The organism is Mesorhizobium sp. M0904 (genome assembly GCF_040319475.1).
In the GTDB taxonomy this organism is placed as follows: domain Bacteria; phylum Pseudomonadota; class Alphaproteobacteria; order Rhizobiales; family Rhizobiaceae; genus Mesorhizobium.
The window spans coordinates 24,579-39,857 of sequence record NZ_JAMYOC010000004.1 but is presented as its reverse complement, the minus strand read 5'-3'; the positions used below and the strand labels follow the sequence as shown (position 1 = coordinate 39,857).

At 64.1% G+C, this 15,279-nt stretch carries 13 protein-coding genes and 1 tRNA gene; 8 read left to right on the top strand and 6 right to left on the bottom strand.

Going from position 1 to position 15,279, the window contains the following annotated elements; genetic code table 11:
• Positions 1-303: 303 nt before the first annotated feature.
• Positions 304-377: transfer RNA gene (locus NKH80_RS05850), tRNA-Gly, on the bottom strand.
• 132 nt (positions 378-509) lie between these two features.
• On the opposite strand from NKH80_RS05850, the gene NKH80_RS05845 reads away from it, so the two are divergent.
• The gene (locus NKH80_RS05845) at positions 510-773 is read left to right on the top strand and encodes a DUF6460 domain-containing protein (protein ID WP_352475918.1); all 264 of its coding nucleotides are present in this window, start codon (positions 510-512) and stop codon (positions 771-773) included.
• A gap of 62 nt (positions 774-835) precedes the next feature.
• Here NKH80_RS05845 and NKH80_RS05840 read toward each other — a convergent pair whose 3' ends face one another.
• On the bottom strand, positions 836-1,738 hold the full coding sequence (locus tag NKH80_RS05840) for a histone deacetylase family protein (RefSeq protein WP_352738441.1): 903 nt from the start codon (positions 1,736-1,738) through the stop codon (positions 836-838).
• Between the two features lie 50 nt (positions 1,739-1,788).
• On the opposite strand from NKH80_RS05840, the gene NKH80_RS05835 reads away from it, so the two are divergent.
• Positions 1,789-3,213, top strand: a complete 1,425-nt coding sequence (locus tag NKH80_RS05835; RefSeq protein ID WP_352990433.1) for an MATE family efflux transporter — start codon at positions 1,789-1,791, stop codon at positions 3,211-3,213.
• Positions 3,214-3,216: 3 nt separating this feature from the next.
• On the opposite strand, the gene NKH80_RS05830 is transcribed toward NKH80_RS05835, so the two are convergent.
• A complete protein-coding gene (locus NKH80_RS05830) occupies positions 3,217-4,293 on the bottom strand; it encodes a quinone-dependent dihydroorotate dehydrogenase (RefSeq protein ID WP_352702269.1) in 1,077 nt (358 codons plus the stop codon).
• Positions 4,290-4,640, bottom strand: a complete 351-nt coding sequence (locus NKH80_RS05825) for a DUF952 domain-containing protein (RefSeq protein ID WP_352702267.1) — start codon at positions 4,638-4,640, stop codon at positions 4,290-4,292. The genes NKH80_RS05830 and NKH80_RS05825 overlap by 4 nt, the downstream gene beginning before the upstream one ends.
• A gap of 126 nt (positions 4,641-4,766) precedes the next feature.
• On the opposite strand from NKH80_RS05825, the gene NKH80_RS05820 reads away from it, so the two are divergent.
• On the top strand, positions 4,767-5,198 hold the full coding sequence (locus NKH80_RS05820; RefSeq protein WP_352702264.1) for a hypothetical protein: 432 nt from the start codon (positions 4,767-4,769) through the stop codon (positions 5,196-5,198).
• Between the two features lie 127 nt (positions 5,199-5,325).
• The gene (locus NKH80_RS05815; RefSeq protein ID WP_254816346.1) at positions 5,326-5,979 is read left to right on the top strand and encodes a response regulator; all 654 of its coding nucleotides are present in this window, start codon (positions 5,326-5,328) and stop codon (positions 5,977-5,979) included.
• A gap of 3 nt (positions 5,980-5,982) precedes the next feature.
• On the opposite strand, the gene NKH80_RS05810 is transcribed toward NKH80_RS05815, so the two are convergent.
• Positions 5,983-9,471: a PAS domain-containing hybrid sensor histidine kinase/response regulator gene (locus NKH80_RS05810; RefSeq protein WP_352990430.1), complete on the bottom strand. Its 3,489-nt coding sequence runs from the start codon at positions 9,469-9,471 to the stop codon at positions 5,983-5,985.
• A 233-nt stretch (positions 9,472-9,704) separates the two neighbouring features.
• Between NKH80_RS05810 and mscL the strand changes: the two genes are divergently transcribed.
• Together mscL and NKH80_RS05800 are read left to right on the top strand one after the other, a co-directional pair.
• Positions 9,705-10,127, top strand: a complete 423-nt coding sequence (mscL, locus tag NKH80_RS05805; protein WP_352506200.1) for a large conductance mechanosensitive channel protein MscL — start codon at positions 9,705-9,707, stop codon at positions 10,125-10,127.
• Positions 10,128-10,239: 112 nt separating this feature from the next.
• Positions 10,240-11,406, top strand: a complete 1,167-nt coding sequence (locus NKH80_RS05800) for a pyridoxal phosphate-dependent aminotransferase (RefSeq protein ID WP_352506201.1) — start codon at positions 10,240-10,242, stop codon at positions 11,404-11,406.
• Between the two features lie 36 nt (positions 11,407-11,442).
• On the opposite strand, the gene hemA is transcribed toward NKH80_RS05800, so the two are convergent.
• Positions 11,443-12,720, bottom strand: coding sequence for a 5-aminolevulinate synthase (gene hemA, locus NKH80_RS05795; protein ID WP_254816350.1), 1,278 nt, complete (start codon positions 12,718-12,720; stop codon positions 11,443-11,445).
• Between the two features lie 265 nt (positions 12,721-12,985).
• On the opposite strand from hemA, the gene galE reads away from it, so the two are divergent.
• Complete coding sequence (gene galE, locus NKH80_RS05790; protein ID WP_352990196.1) at positions 12,986-13,981, top strand: UDP-glucose 4-epimerase GalE; 996 nt, start codon at positions 12,986-12,988, stop codon at positions 13,979-13,981.
• Positions 13,982-14,024: 43 nt separating this feature from the next.
• On the top strand, positions 14,025-15,275 hold the full coding sequence (locus NKH80_RS05785; protein ID WP_352990193.1) for a D-amino acid dehydrogenase: 1,251 nt from the start codon (positions 14,025-14,027) through the stop codon (positions 15,273-15,275).
• Positions 15,276-15,279: the final 4 nt, after the last annotated feature.

Below are 15,279 nucleotides of genomic sequence, written 5' to 3'. Positions count from 1 at the left end.
GGTAGCGGGGCGCATCCCGTGGCCGGCCAGACGACCAGACAGGCCCACCAGCAGCGGCGCCGATGCAAGTCGGCTACAACTGCTGCGTGATGCTCAAAAAAAGCCCGCCAGCAGAAGCCAGCGGGCCAAGGGTAGACATTCCGGTTGGGGTCATTCGAGGCCCCGCCGACCCTCAATGTGAGATATTCGACGAACTGGCACATCGGCCAAACAGATGAAGGACGGCCAGCCGAGCTGTAAAACTGCCTGTAAAGCCGCAAGTTTTCAACATCGCCAACTCAGGCGCAACCCGTGTGGCAAAGCTGGAGCGGGTAGCGGGAATCGAACCCGCGCGTTCAGCTTGGGAAGCTGACAAGCTACCATTACATCATACCCGCGCTGGTTCCTCCGATATCATGGCCCGGCGCCGATGCGCAATCCGGTTTGAGGGCTCGGCTTGATGCCGGGCGGTCAACTGCGTATTTCTGGGCATGTGCCCGAATCGCGGCACCCGACTGTGGAGACAGGCCTTGTCCGCACTGAACCGCTTTCTCGGCGATACGCCGCTCCGGGTGATCTTGAAGCTGCTTGTGGTGTCGTTCCTCGTCGGCCTGGTCATGAACGCCTTCGGCTGGTCGCCGATGGACGTGCTCTACGGCATCCGCAAATTCTTCATCGACCTGTGGAATTTGGGCTTCCACGCCATCGACCGCTTCCTCGGCTACATCCTGCTCGGTGCCGCGATCGTCGTGCCGGCCTTCATCCTGCTCAGGATCGCCAATTTCAGGAAGTAGAGCATGATCCCAAAAAGTGGGAACCGGCTTTCGGAAAAGATCATGCTCAAACAAACAGCCTTTCACGCGTAGCCCGCAGCCACCTCGAACAGGATGGCGTGGCGTGCGGCAAGTGCTGCGACATCCGTCGAATAGCCGCCGCCGATAACGCCGCACACCGGGACGCCTAGCGTGCGGAAATGGCGGATCACCATATCGTCGCGGGCGCGCAGCCCGTCATTCGACAGCGCCAGCCTGCCGAGCCGGTCCTCGGCATGGACATCGACGCCGGCATTGTAGAAGACGAGATCCCAGCGCTTTCGCGCCGACAGCTCCGGCAGGATGGCGCCCAGCCGCTCCAGATAGGCTGCATCGCCGGTGCCGTCGGGCAGGGCGACGTCGAGGTTGGAGGCGATCTTGCGCGCGGGGTAGTTGCGGTCGCCATGCATGGAGAAGGTAAACACGCGCGGCTCGTCGTTCAGGATATCCGCCGTGCCGTCGCCCTGATGCACGTCGAGGTCGACGACCAGGATGTTTTGGGCGGCACCTTCGGCGAGCAGCACCAGCGCGGCAACCGCCACGTCGTTGAAGGTGCAGAAGCCGGCGCCTTGCGCGCGCCGCGCGTGATGACTGCCGCCGGCCGTGTTGCAAGCGATTCCGTTCAGCAAAGCCAGCCGCGCCGCCATCACCGTGCCGGCCGTTGCGAGCTGCGCCCTCAGCGAAACCCGCGGTCCCACGGGAAAGCCGATCTCGCGCTCGATCCTCACCGGCACGTCGCAGGCAAGCACCTGGTCGACATAGTCTGCCGCGTGGGCAAGCTTCAGCCATGATGGCCGCGCCACCGCTGGTATGTTGAGCGCTTCGGGCCGCGCCAGGCCGCGTGCCCGCAAGGCGTCCATCAGCAGCGGATATTTGCTCATCGGGAAGCGGTGGTTGACGGCGAAACCGGCGTCGTAATCGGGATGATGAACGATCTGCAAGGACATGGGACGGCCGGTGCGCCAGAGGCGGGTTTCGGTTGACCATGCCGGGATGGATGGTTGCGCGAGGTCCGCAAACTGGGGCACATCGGCTAGCCGATCAAGCCGCAACAGGAAGCGACACGCGTTTGGAGCAGGCTTTACCCACCGAAGCCCACGTCACCGAAGCCAGGGCTTTCGTCGTCACCAACCGTTCGGTGCTCGCCATCGCCGTGCCGATGACGCTTGCCTATCTGACGACGCCGTTGCTCGGAATTGTCGACACGGCGGTGGTCGGACAGTTCGGCGACGCCGCCCTTCTCGGCGGCCTGGCGGCCGGCGCCCTGATCTTCGACGTCGTTTTCACCACCTTCAACTTCCTGCGCTCCGGCACCACCGGCCTCGTCGCCCAGGCCTTCGGGCGCGGCGATGCACTGGAGGAGCAGGCGGTGTTCTGGCGCGCCGTGCTGATCGCGGTCGTCGCCGGCGTCGTGTTTACCGCACTTGCGCCCCTGGTTTCGGCTGCCGGGCAATGGTTCATCGGCGCCGAGCCGCGCGTCGGCGCGGCGATGGACGTCTATATCCGCATCAGGATGCTCGCAGCACCGTTCTCGCTTATCAATTACGCCATCCTTGGTTATGTGCTGGGGCGCGGCGAGGGCGGGCTCGGGCTGATGCTGCAGCTGGTGCTGAACGGCATCAATATCGCGCTCTGCTTCCTGCTCGCCCTGGAGCTTGGCTGGGGCGTTGCCGGCGTCGCCTGGGCGACGCTCACCGGCGAGTTCGTCGCCATGCTGCTTGGTCTCGCCATCGTCGGCCGGCGCTTCTGGGCCGCACCCAGGCTGCCGCGCCATAGCGTCCTCGATTTGCCGGCATTCCTGCGCATGATGTCGCTCAATCGCGATATCATGATCCGCTCCTTCTCACTGCTCGCCGCCTTCGCGCTGTTCACGCGCCAAGGCGCGCAATTCGGCACGCTGACGCTGGCCGCCAACGCCGTGCTGATGAACCTCTTCCTGGTTGCCGGCTATTTCCTCGACGGTTTCGCCACCGCCGCCGAACAACTGGCCGGGCGCGCCATCGGCGCCCGTGCCGCCACGGCGTTTGACCAGGCGGTGCGGCTGACGCTGCTTTGGGGGCTCGGCCTGGCAGGCGTGGCGACGCTCGTGCTCCTGCTGGAAGGCACCGGTCTGGTCGCCCTGATCACGACCTCGACAGACGTCCGCGCCGTCGCCGACATCTACTTGCCATGGGCGGCATTCACCGCACTCAGCGGCGTGCTGGCTTTCGAGATGGACGGTGTTTTCATGGGCGCGACATGGTCGCGCGACATGCGCAACATGATGCTGGTGTCGTTCCTGGCTTTCAGCGCCGCGTTGCTGATCCTGGCGCCGGCGTTCGGCAATCACGGCCTGTGGGCGGCGCTGCACGTGTTCCTGCTGGTACGCGGCTTCAGCCTGCTCACTATATTGCGGCTGCGGGTGCGCACGGCCTTTAACTGATCGCTAAAGCGGTTTCGTCGCCCAGTGATCGAGGCGGCTGTCGCGAAGCTCGCGCAGCGACTTCAGCCCTTGACTGTCCATGAAACGGACCATGCCGGAAAGAATACGCCCCGGCAGCGCAGGCCCGGCATAGATCATGCCGGTATAGAGCTGGACGAGATCGGCGCCGGCACGGATCTTTTCCAGCGCCGTCTCGGCGGAATCGACGCCGCCGACGCCGATGATGGCGGGATCCGGGCCAAGTAGTTTTCGCATCCTTGCCAGCACGATGGTCGAGCGCTCGAACAAGGGTTTTCCCGAAAGCCCGCCAGTCTCGCCGGCAAGGCCGGCGCTGCGCAGGCCGGCTCGCGCGATCGTGGTGTTGGAGACGATGACGCCGTCCATTTGCTTGTCGGTGATCTCGGCGGCGATGTCCTCCAGTTCGGCCTCGACCAGGTCCGGCGCGATCTTGAGAAAGACGGGCGGCTTTGCCGGTGCCGCCGCAGGCGCGGCCATGACCCGCGACAGGAGTTCACCAAGCTGTTCGCGCGCCTGCATGTTGCGCAGGCCCGGCGTGTTTGGCGAGGAGATGTTGATCGTCAGATAGCCGGCGTATCGCGCAAACCTGATCACGCCGCGCTCATAGTCGCCGACGCGGTCGGCGCTGTCCTTGTTGGCGCCGATGTTGACGCCGACGACGCCGGCGCGGCCCTTGCGGGCAGCAAGACGCTTTTCCGCGGCGGCGTGGCCTTCATTGTTGAAGCCCAGCCGGTTGATCACTGCCCCGTCCGAAGGCAGCCGGAAGATGCGCGGCTTCGGATTGCCCGTCTGCGGCAGCGGCGTGATCGTGCCGACCTCGGCGAAGCCGAAGCCGAGGCCGAGCAGCGCGTCCGGCACTTCGGCATTCTTGTCGTAACCCGCGGCCATGCCGAGCGGGTTCGGAAAATCGAGCCCGCAGATGCGTGTCTTCAACCTGTCGTCTCGCAAAGGGCGCCCGGCGACCGGCAGGCCGCATCTCAGCGCGGCAATCGACAGCCCATGCGCGGTTTCCGGATCGAGCGTGAACAGCAGTTTTTGGCCGATCCGGTCGAACGCGCTCATTCGGCCTCCAGCGCCGGGAATTCATGCCGGCCGTGGGCGCCGAGCGGCAATGCCTGCACCGAAACGACCGCATCGAGGCTGAGCGCGTCGTAAAGATGCGGGAACAAGGCGCCGCCGCGCGAGACTTCATATTTCAGCGCATCGCCAAGGTGCGCGCTGTCGACGGCGACCAGCAGCAACCCGCCCTGGCCGGCGAAATGTTTGGCCGCCGTTTCCCGAACCTGCCCGGCGGTGGAAAAATGGATGAAACCGTCGGCGACGTCGATCGGCGCGCCGGTGAAGCGGCCTTCCCTTTCGGCCTCGCGCCAAAGCGCCTCGGGAACTATCTTGTAGATGATCTCGGACATGGTTGCGCTATAGTCCGAACCGACCACGCGGGGAAGGGCAGGCCCGTGTTCTTCCCCATTTCAGGTTCGTCCCCATTTCAGGCGCAAACTGTGATAGATTGCGCTGACTGGCTCATGGAGGAAAACATGCGTCTGAAACACGTTTTGATCCCCGCAGCACTGGTCTCGCTTACAGCGGCGTCGGCCTTTTCCGAGGAAGCCGATCGCTACCGGTTGGAAAAATCGGCCAATGGCTATGTCCGCATGGATACGCAAACCGGCGCCATGTCGCTCTGCGAGGAGCGCTCCGGTCAGCTTGTCTGCCAGACGGCGGCCGACGAACGTGCAGCCTTCCAGGATGAGGTCGACCGGCTGCAAAATTCGGTGAAGGCGCTCGACGAACGCGTCGCCAAGCTCGAAAATTCGCTTGCCGCACGTCTCGAATCGACTTTGCCCAGCGAGGAGGATTTCAACAAGACGATGGGCTACATGGAGCGCTTCCTGCGTAGCTTTATGGACATCGTCAAGGACATGGACAAGGACGAAGACGGCGCCAAGCCCAATTCGCAAAAGACCTAGGCAATTCGCAACAAGACCTGGGGCGGGAATAGCAAGCCGGCCACGCCGAACAGCAGGCATGGCGTTATGATCGTTCAGATCCTGCAAGGCGGAAAATCGCCAACGGGATTCGGGGAGGGAATCACCGTTGGGCTACACATTCGTCATTGCCGACGATCATCCGCTTTTTCGCGGTGCATTGAGGGAGGCACTCGCGGGCATCGGAGACGTTGCCGCCATTCACGAGGCCGGCGATTTCGAAAGCGCCAAGGCGCTGGTCCTGGCCAATGAGGATGTCGATCTGGTGCTGCTCGATCTCTCGATGCCGGGGGCAAGCGGTCTTTCCGGCCTGATTTCGTTGCGCGGCATCCATCCGGCGGTGCCAATGATGGTCGTCTCGGCGCATGACGATCCGGTGACGATCCGGCGCGCGCTTGATCTCGGCGCCTCCGGCTTCATCTCCAAATCGGCCAGCATGGAGGAGATCCGCAATGCGGTGCAGTCGGTGCTCGCAGGTGATATCGCGGCACCCGCCGGGGTCGATCTGGGCGTCGAGCGCGATCCCGAGATTTCCGACCTGATCAAGCGGCTGCAGGCGCTGACCCCACAGCAGACGCGCGTGCTCGGCATGCTGGCTGAGGGACTGCTCAACAAGCAGATCGCCTATGAGCTCGGGGTCTCCGAAGCGACGATCAAAGCGCATGTCTCGGCTATCCTGCAGAAGCTCGGCGTCGACAGCCGCACCCAAGCGGTCATCCTTTTGTCCAAAATCGGCAGCGACCCGCTGCAGACGGCCGGCTGACTCCTATTCGGCCGCCGGCGCCAGCGGCCTGACCCTGGCCATCATCGAGCGCAGCATCGCCGGTTTCAGCGGTTTGCTGATCACCGGCACGTCGAGCCTGCCAGCAGCGGCGCGAACCTCGCTGGAGCGGTCGGCGGTGACCAGCACGGCCGGCAGGTCCTCGCCATGGATCGCACGCAGCTGGGCGATCAATTCGAGGCCGGTCCTGTTGTCGAGATGATAGTCGGCAAGCACGATGTCCGGCCGATGCATGCCGGACCTGTCGAGCTCCTCCGCGCCGGAAAGCGTGTCGACGCTGCAGCCCCAGCCCTCGAGCAGGAGCCGCATGCCGTCGAGGATGCGGCCGTCATTGTCGATGCAGAGCACATAGAGCCCGGCAAGCGAGGCCGCGGCACGGGCAGGCGGCTTCGCCTCCGCCTCGCGTCGCGGCGCCTGCACGGCCGCCACAGGCAGCAGCACGGAAAAGCGTGTGCCCTTGCCGGGGTTGGAAAAGATCCGGACTTCGAGGCGCAGGACGCGGGCGATGCGGTCGACAATGGAGAGCCCAAGGCCAAGGCCTTCCGCCTCGCGTGCGCCTTCGTCCAGCCGGGTGAATTCGCGAAACACGGTGTTCAGCTTGTCGCCGGCAATGCCGATGCCGGTGTCGATCACCTGGATCTCGGCCAGTTCGCCGCGCCGCCGCACGCCGACCAGGATACGGCCACGGCGCGTATACTTGATGGCGTTGGAGACCAGGTTCTGGATCAGGCGGCGCAGCAGATTGCGGTCCGTCATCACGCTGAGCGACGACGGCATGATCGAGAGCTCGAGCTTCTTTTCGGCGGCAAGCGGCCGGAAGTCGTTGCCGATCTGGCGCAGCAGCCCGTCGAGGCCGAAGGTCGTATCGTCCGGCTTCATCGCGCCGGCATCGAGGCGCGAAATGTCGAGCACCGCGCCGAGGATGGTCTCGACCGATTCCAGCGACGATTCGATGTTCATCGCCGCCTTGCCGGCGGGCCCCTTGCCGGTCTTCTCGATCAGCGACGAGCAATAGAGGCGGGCGGCGTTCAGCGGCTGCAAGATGTCATGGCCGGCGGCAGCGAGGAAGCGGGTCTTGCCGAGATTGGCCTCCTCGGCCAGCATCTGCGCCTGCGCCAGCTCCTCGTTGACGCGGGTGAGCTCGGCGGTGCGGCTCTTCACCCGCTGTTCCAGGGATTCGTTGGCGCGCTTGAGCGCCAGATCCTGCTCGACGCGTCCGGAAATGTCAGCGTAGGTGGCGACGATGCCGCCGTCCGGCATCGGGTTGGAGCGCAATTCGAGAATGCGCCCGCTGGTCTTCAGCTCCATCTGCCAGGGGCTGACGAAGCTGGTCAGGCGGTTCAGCATGGTAACGCGTTGATCTGCCGGTATATCGCCGCGCTCGGCAAGGTGGCGCAGGATACGATCGAGTGAGACGCCGACCTGGCCCATCTCGTCGGGCAGGTCGAACAGCGCCCGGTACTGGCGGTTCCAGCAGATCAACCGAAAATCCCGGTCGAAGACAGTGATGCCCTGTTCCATCTGGTCGAGCGCGATCTGCAGCAGGTCCCGATTGTGCTGCAGCGCCTCTGTGGCGTCGTCGAGCAGGCGGAAGGCGTCCTTGGATTCGCGGTCGTTGCGGCGCAGCAGCAACGACAGGATCAGCCGCGCCGAGGACGAGCCGACGGCGCTGGCCAGAAGCTGCTCGGAGAAACGGATGACATCCATGCTGGCCTGCTCGTTGCCGTGCAGTGAAGTGCCGCTGCTCTTTTCGAATGACTGGAATGACCGCTCGGTGCGTTCGACACCGAGATAGCGCGCGATCGTGTCCTTGAGGTCGTTGACGGTGATGGTGGTGCGGAAGCGGCGCAGGCTCGGCAGCGGCCCCGCCTCGCGCGGCACGAAGATCGACGCCTGGATGCGCTCCAGCGGCACCGACGCCCGCGACAGCGAGCCGAACACAAAAAACAGCGTGTTGATCGACAGGCTCCACAGCACGCCATGGTTCAGCGGCTCGGCGACGGTGCCGAAAAGAGCTTGCGGCCGCAACGCATCTAAGCCGAACAGGCCGTGGACGAGGATGCCGGTATCGGGCGCGACGAGCGAGGGAAGCAGCAGCGTGTAGCTCCAGACGACGATGCCGGCGACCATGCCGAGTGCGGCACCCCGGCCGTTGGCGCCGCGCCAGACCAGGCCGCCGATCATTGCCGGCGCGAACTGCGCGATCGCGGCGAACGACATCAGGCCGATCGAGGACAGACGCGCGTTGTTGGTGCTCTCGCGGTAGTAGAGGAAGGCGATAAACAGCATGATGAAGATCGCCGCCCGCCGCACATTCAAGATGAGCGTCGACCAGTCCTCGTTCTCGGAGGTCGTGGTCCGCAGCAATCGCCTCACGAACAGAGGAATGACCAGATCGTTGGAGATCATGATCGACAGCGCGACGCTCTCGACGATCACCATTGCGGTCGCCGCCGACAGGCCGCCGATGAAGGCGGCCATGGCCAGCACGTCGTGGCCGCTGAACAGCGGCAGTGACAGCACATAGAGGTCGCTGCTGGTTCTCGTGCCGACCAGTTCCAGGCCGGCTAGCGCGATCGGCAGCACGAACAGGTTGATCGCCACCAGATAGAGCGGAAACACCCATGTCGCGGTGCGCAGCTCGGCCTCGCTGCGGTTTTCGACGATGGTGACGTAGAACTGGCGCGGCAACATGAGGATGGCAAAGCCGCTCAGGCATGTCAGCACCAGCCAGGTAGCGAGGGAGGTGTTGTAGCCCATCGCCTGGCGCACCTGCGTGTTTTCGGCGAGCCGGTCGAACATGTCGCCCGGCCCGCCGAAGATCAAGAACGTGACCATCAGGCCGATCGCCAGGAAGGCGGCGAGCTTGACCACCGTTTCGACTGCCACAGCCAGCACCAGCCCGTCCTGGTGTTCGGTGGCGTCGGCATGGCGCGTGCCGAACAGCACCGCGAACAGCGCCAGCAGCATGGCCACGACCAGTGAGATGTCGCTGACGAACGGATCGAAGGAGGGCGGCGCGCCGGTATAGTGTTCGACCATCAGGCTGACCGAGCCGGAGATTGCCTTCAATTGCAGCGCCATATAGGGCACCGCCCCGATGGTCGCGATCAGTGTGGCGATCGCCGCGACAGCAAAACTCTTGCCGTAGCGGGCGCCGAGAAAGTCGGCGATCGAGGTGATCTTCTCGGTCTTGGCCAGCCTGATGATGCGCTGCAGCAGCGGAAAGCCGAACACAAACACCAGCACCGGTCCGATATAGATGCCGAGGAACTCGAGGCCGCGCTCGGAGGACAGCCCGACCGAGCCGAAGAAGGTCCAGGAGGTGCAGTAGATGGCAAGGCTGAGCGCATAGATGAAGGGCCGGGCGCGGCCGGGGCCGGATGAAGTCGAGCGCCGGTCGCCCAGGCTGGCGATGGCAAACAGCAACGTCACATAGGCAATCGCGATGATGACGATGAACCAGCCCTGCACGCCTCGAACTTCCTCCCTGCGCCGGCTTTTCATCCGGCCTTGCTGACGCAATCACAGCTTGGCGATCGAGTCCATCGCGGCTTTCGGCGTATTATAGCGGCTGCGTCAGGCAATCGTGACCGGCTGAAACCAGCTTTTGCTCCTGTTGCAACCGCAGGTTTTTGCTATTCTGCTGGCCGGTCAATGCCGAGGAGCGGACGGCAGAACGGCCGGTCAGGACAAGGAGGAGTCGAATGCTGAAAGAGTTTCAGGAATTCATTTCCAGGGGCAATGTGATGGACCTGGCCGTCGCCGTCATCATTGGCGCTGCCTTCGGCAAGATCGTCACCTCGCTGGTCGACGACATCATCATGCCTATTGTTGGCGCGATCTTCGGAGGACTGGACTTCAACAACTACTTCATACCCCTGTCTTCCGCGGTGAATGCAACCTCACTGGCCGATGCGAAGAAACAGGGCGCTGTCTTCGCCTATGGCAGCTTCATCACCGTGGCGCTGAACTTCCTTATCCTCGCTTTCATCATCTTCCTGATGATCAAAGCGGTGAACAATCTGCGCCAGCGGCTGGAGCGCGAAAAACCGGCTGCCCCGGCCGCTCCGCCGCCAGCCGACGTCGCGCTGCTCACCGAAATTCGCGATCTCCTCGCCAGAAAATAGCACTTGCGAGAACCTCTCTGGACCAAAACCCTGGTCGCTTGCGGCCGGGGTTTTCTGTTTTCGCCCGCCCTGAAACACGCTAGCAGTCGAGCAAACGAAAACGGACCTATCCATGACCTTGATCGATACCTTGCGCGCCGAGGCTCGGGCGGCGCCTGAAAGCGGCATTGTCGCCGTCATGAACCGTGGCCGCGGCCGCGACGGCATGATCCCGCTCTGGGCCGGCGAGGGTGACCTGCCGACGCCCGCCTTCATCACCGATGCCGCCGCCAAGGCACTCGCCGGCGGCGAAACCTTCTATACCTGGCAGAGAGGCATTCCCGAACTCAGGCAGGCGCTCGCCCGCTACTACACCAGGCATTTCGGCAAGACTTTCGCCAACGAAGAATTCATCGTCACCGGCTCCGGCATGCATGCCATCCAGCTGGCCATCGACGCGGTGGCCGGCAAGGGCGACGAACTCGTCTACCTGTCGCCGGCATGGCCGAACTTCGCCGCCGCCGCCGGGGTAGCCGGCGCCGTGCCAGTCGCGGTGACGCTCGATCAGTCGGGCAATGGCTGGTCCTGCGATGTCGACAAGATCGCAGCGGCGATCACGCCACGGACCAAGGCGCTGTTCGTCAACACGCCGTCCAACCCGACCGGCTGGACTGCCGACAAGGAAACGTTGCAGGCGATCCTCGATCTTGCCCGCCAAAGGGGTCTGTGGATTATCGCCGACGAGATCTACTCGCTGTTTCATTACGGCCACGGCCGCGCGCCGTCGTTCATCGACATCATGGCCGATGAGGACCGCATTCTGTTCGTCAATTCTTTTTCCAAGAACTGGGCGATGACCGGCTGGCGCATCGGCTGGATCAAGATCCATCCCACCTTGCAGCAGGTGTTCGAAAACCTGGTCCAGTATTCGACTTCCGGCGTTGCCCAGTTCATGCAGCGCGGGGCCGTCGTTGCGCTGGATGAGGGCGATGCCTTCATCGTCGAGCAGGTGGAGCGGGCGAGGGCGGCGCGCGACCTGGTCTGCGGTATTCTTGCCGAAACCGGCCGGGCGCGCTTCACCGTGCCGCAGGGCGCATTCTATCTGTTCTTCGCGGTCGACGGCGTCACCGATTCCCGCGCCGCCGCCTTCGACATGGTCGACCGCGCCAATGTCGGCCTGGCCCCCGGCACCGCCTTCGGCCCCGGCGGCGAAGCCTTCCTCAGGCTGTGCTTCCACCGCCGCCTCGACCAGCTCGAAGAAGCCGCGCACCGGCTGGCGAAATGGATGACGAGTGTGTGAGCTGCCTCAAAGCCTGAGTAGAGTTTCAAACGGGCTTCACCCGCCCGACTTCGGCACCAGCAACGGAATGACGCGGTCGCTCTTGGCTACTGAAGGCCGGCCGGCCGAACCGTAGGGAATCCCCAACGCGTCCCATGTCTCGACCAGCGCGTCCTGCAGGGAAGCAATCAGCGCGTCCGAATGGAACGGCGTAGGCGTGATGCGCAGCCGCTCGGTGCCGCGCGGCACTGTCGGGTAGTTGATCGGCTGGATATAGATGCCGTGCACACCGAGCAGGCGGTCGCTGGCCATCTTGCAGAGCTCGGGATCGCCCACCAGAAGCGGCACGATGTGGGTAGGCGATTCCATCACCGGCAGGCCGGCTGCGGCCAGCACTTGCTTGGTCCGTGTCGCTTGGCGCAGCTGCGCGTCGCGCTCGGCCTGCGAACGCTTGAGATGGCGGATCGAGGTGGTTGCCGCTGCAGCGATCGCCGGCGGCAACGCCGTGGTGAAGATGAAGCCCGGCGCATAGGAGCGCACCGCGTCGATCACCGCAGTGTTGCCGGCGATGTAGCCGCCAAGCGTGCCGAACGCCTTGGCCAGCGTGCCCTCGATGATGTCGATGCGGTCGGCCAGCCCTTCGCGCTCGGTGATGCCGCCGCCGCGCGGCCCGTACATGCCGACGGCGTGGACCTCGTCGATGTAGGTCATGGCGTTGTAACGCTCGGCGAGCTCGACGATCTGCTTGATCGGCGCGATGTCGCCGTCCATCGAATAGACGCTCTCGAAGACGATCAGCTTAGCGCGCTCGCGGCCGGCCGTCTGCAGCAGGCTTTCGAGATGCGCGACATCATTATGGCGGAAGATCTTCTTCTCGGCGCCCGAGCGCCGCACGCCCTCGATCATCGAAGCGTGGTTGAGTTCGTCCGAGATGATCAGGCAATTGGGAAGCAGCTTTGCAATGGTCGAGATCGACGCCTCGTTGGAAACGAAGCCGGAGGTGAAAACCAGTGCCGCTTCCTTGTCGTGCAGGTCGGCCAGCTCCAGTTCGAGCTCGACCAGCGGGTTGCTGGTGCCGGAGATGTTGCGGGTGCCGCCGGCGCCCGACCCCATCTTGCCTGCCGCCTTCTGGAACGCGGCAATGACATCGGGATGCTGGCCCATGCCGAGATAATCGTTGGAGCACCAGACGGTGATTTCCTCGGCGCGGCCATTGGCGCGCCAGATGGCGCGCGGGAATTTCCCGACGATACGCTCAAGGTCGGCGAAGACGCGGTAGCGACGCTCTGCATGGAGCTGGTCGATCGCTTCCTCGAAAAACCGCTGGTAATTCATGTCGCCTTCCCAATTTTGCGCGCGATCATAGTCATTGGCCCATTCGTCGTCCACTTGGCCTTTTTGGTCAAAATGCCACGCCCCGAGCCTGTTCCTAACGACCACGGAACGTGGCCTATTCCCTTGATGTGGATCAATCTTGTTTCAGGACAATGCCACGCGCCGATGAGACCGGTTACCGCAGGTTCTAATGGCTCGGCGGCAGGTTTTCCAGTAAGGCGACGATTGAGACAGTTCCGACAAATCATGAAGAGCGAGGATGCGGATGACGGTGTTGGTGACAGGCGGGGCCGGCTATATCGGCAGCCATATGGTCTGGGAATTGCTGGACACGGGCGACAGCGTCGTCGTCCTCGACCGGCTTTCCACCGGCTTTGAATGGGCAGTGGCTCCGGAAGCAAAGCTCGTCGTCGGCGACGTCGCCGACAGGGAACTGGTTGCCTCGATCATCCGCGACAATAAGGTCGACGCGATCATCCATTTCGCCGGCTCGATCGTGGTCCCCGAATCGGTCGCCGACCCGCTTGCCTATTACGAGAACAACACCTGCAAGACGCGCACCTTGATCGAGACCGCGGTGCGCGAAGGCGTGCCCGATTTCATCTTTTCCTCGACCGCCGCCGTCTATGGCGGCGCCGGCCTGGAGCCGGTACGCGAGGATGCCCGGCTTGCGCCGGAATCGCCCTATGGCCTGTCCAAGCTGATGAGCGAATGGATGCTGCGCGACGCGGCGATTGCCCACGGGTTGCGCTATACGGCGCTGCGCTATTTCAACGTCGCCGGCGCCGATCCGAAGGGCCGCACCGGCCAGTCGACGCCCGGTGCCACGCATCTGATCAAGGTCGCCTGCGAGACGGCGCTCGGCAAGCGCTCCTTCATGCAGGTGTTCGGCAGCGACTATCCGACGCCGGACGGCACCTGCATGCGCGACTATATCCACGTCAGCGACCTGGCGGCGGCGCATCGGCTGGCGCTTCAGCGGCTGCGTGCCGGCGGATCGAGCCTGGTCGCCAATTGCGGCTACAGCCATGGCTATTCGGTGCTCGAGGTCATCGACAGCGTCCGCCGCGTCTTCGGCCATGATTTCGAGGTACGGATGGGCGATCGCCGCGCCGGCGACGCCGCCGCGGTCGTCGCCAATTCGGAGCTGGCGCGCGGTGAGCTCGGCTGGACCCCGCAGCGCGACAACCTCGACCAGATCGTTGCCGATGCGCTTGCCTGGGAGCGCATCCTGACCAGCAAGAATTCGGCTCTGGGGTGAAGCGGGCTCTCCGCAAAGGTTGGTTCGGCGCGCTGGGGGCGGAATGAAAATCCTGGTACTTGGGGCCGGCGTCGTCGGTACGGCGGCGGCCTATTATCTGGCCAGCGACGGCCATGAGGTGACGGTGATCGAGCGCCATCCGGCGGCAGCACGCGGCACCAGCCGGTCGAATGCCGGCCTGGTGTCGCCCGGAGACGCCACCGCCTGGGCCTCGCCAGCCGCGCTGAAGACGTTCCTGCGCGGCCTCTACAACCACGATCTCGGCATCAAGGTGCGGCTGCGCTTCGATCCGTATTTTTTCGCCTGGAGCCTGCGCTTCCTGCGCCAGTGCACGCATAAGCGCATGCGCGCCAACACCGATGTCAAGCTGCGTCTGGCGCTTTATTCGCGCGACTGCATCAACGCCGTCTCCGCCGAGACCGGCATCCGCTATGACGAGCGCAAGAAGGGCATTCTGTATTTCTTCCGCTCGCAGCAGAGCTTTGATACCGGCACCGACAATTACCGCTATCTCGGCGAACACGGCCTGCCGATCGAGATCGTCGGCCGCGACCGGCTGGTCGAGCTCGAGCCCGGCCTTGCCGCCGCGAAGGACAAGATAGCCGGCGGCGTCTATTCGCCGATCGACCAGACCGGCGACTCCAGCCAATTCACGCAGCGCGTCGCTGCCTATGCCGCCGAAAAACTCGGCGTCCAGTTCCTCTACGGCACGACGGTCGAAGGCCTCGACATCGACGGCGGCCGCGTGCTCGCGGTGATGACCTCGGCCGGCCCGGTGGCCGGCGATGCGGTGGTCATCTCGATGGGGCCGGAGAGCGGTCTGCTCGGCCGCCGCTACGGCATCGATCTGCCCGTCTATCCGGTGAAGGGCTATACCGTGACTGTTCCGCTGGAAGATGAAAGCAAGGGGCCGATCATGGGCGGCGCCGACGAGGACCGGCTAATCGGCTATTCCAGGCTGGGAAACCGGCTGCGGATGTCCTCGACGGCGGAGTTCACCGGTTTCGACCGCACGTTCAAGCCACGCGATTTCAACTCGATCCTGAACACCGGCAAAGACCTGTTCCCCGGGGCTTTCGACGAGAGCAAGGCCGAGCTCTGGGCTGGACTTCGCCCGATGATGCCGAACTCCGTGCCGGTCATCGGCCGGGCGCGGTACGACAATCTCTACCTCGACACCGGCCACGGCCATCTCGGCTGGACCATGGCCTGCGGTTCGGGAAAGTTCCTCGCCGACCTCGTTGCCGGCCGCAAGCCGGAGATCGATCCACAAGGATTGCTCTACGTGGGCTAGGCAT

What these genes read in the sequence shown, in the direction of transcription:
- NKH80_RS05840 (WP_352738441.1), bottom strand. Translation starts at nt 1,738, where the DNA reads ATGTCCTTGCAGATCGTTCATCATCCCGATTACGACGCCGGTTTCGCC.
- NKH80_RS05835 (WP_352990433.1), top strand. Translation starts at nt 1,789, where the DNA reads ATGGTTGCGCGAGGTCCGCAAACTGGGGCACATCGGCTAGCCGATCAA.
- NKH80_RS05830 (WP_352702269.1), bottom strand. Translation starts at nt 4,293, where the DNA reads ATGAGCGCGTTCGACCGGATCGGCCAAAAACTGCTGTTCACGCTCGAT.
- NKH80_RS05825 (WP_352702267.1), bottom strand. Translation starts at nt 4,640, where the DNA reads ATGTCCGAGATCATCTACAAGATAGTTCCCGAGGCGCTTTGGCGCGAG.
- NKH80_RS05820 (WP_352702264.1), top strand. Translation starts at nt 4,767, where the DNA reads ATGCGTCTGAAACACGTTTTGATCCCCGCAGCACTGGTCTCGCTTACA.
- mscL (WP_352506200.1), top strand. Translation starts at nt 9,705, where the DNA reads ATGCTGAAAGAGTTTCAGGAATTCATTTCCAGGGGCAATGTGATGGAC.
- NKH80_RS05800 (WP_352506201.1), top strand. Translation starts at nt 10,240, where the DNA reads ATGACCTTGATCGATACCTTGCGCGCCGAGGCTCGGGCGGCGCCTGAA.
- hemA (WP_254816350.1), bottom strand. Translation starts at nt 12,720, where the DNA reads ATGAATTACCAGCGGTTTTTCGAGGAAGCGATCGACCAGCTCCATGCA.
- galE (WP_352990196.1), top strand. Translation starts at nt 12,986, where the DNA reads ATGACGGTGTTGGTGACAGGCGGGGCCGGCTATATCGGCAGCCATATG.
- NKH80_RS05785 (WP_352990193.1), top strand. Translation starts at nt 14,025, where the DNA reads ATGAAAATCCTGGTACTTGGGGCCGGCGTCGTCGGTACGGCGGCGGCC.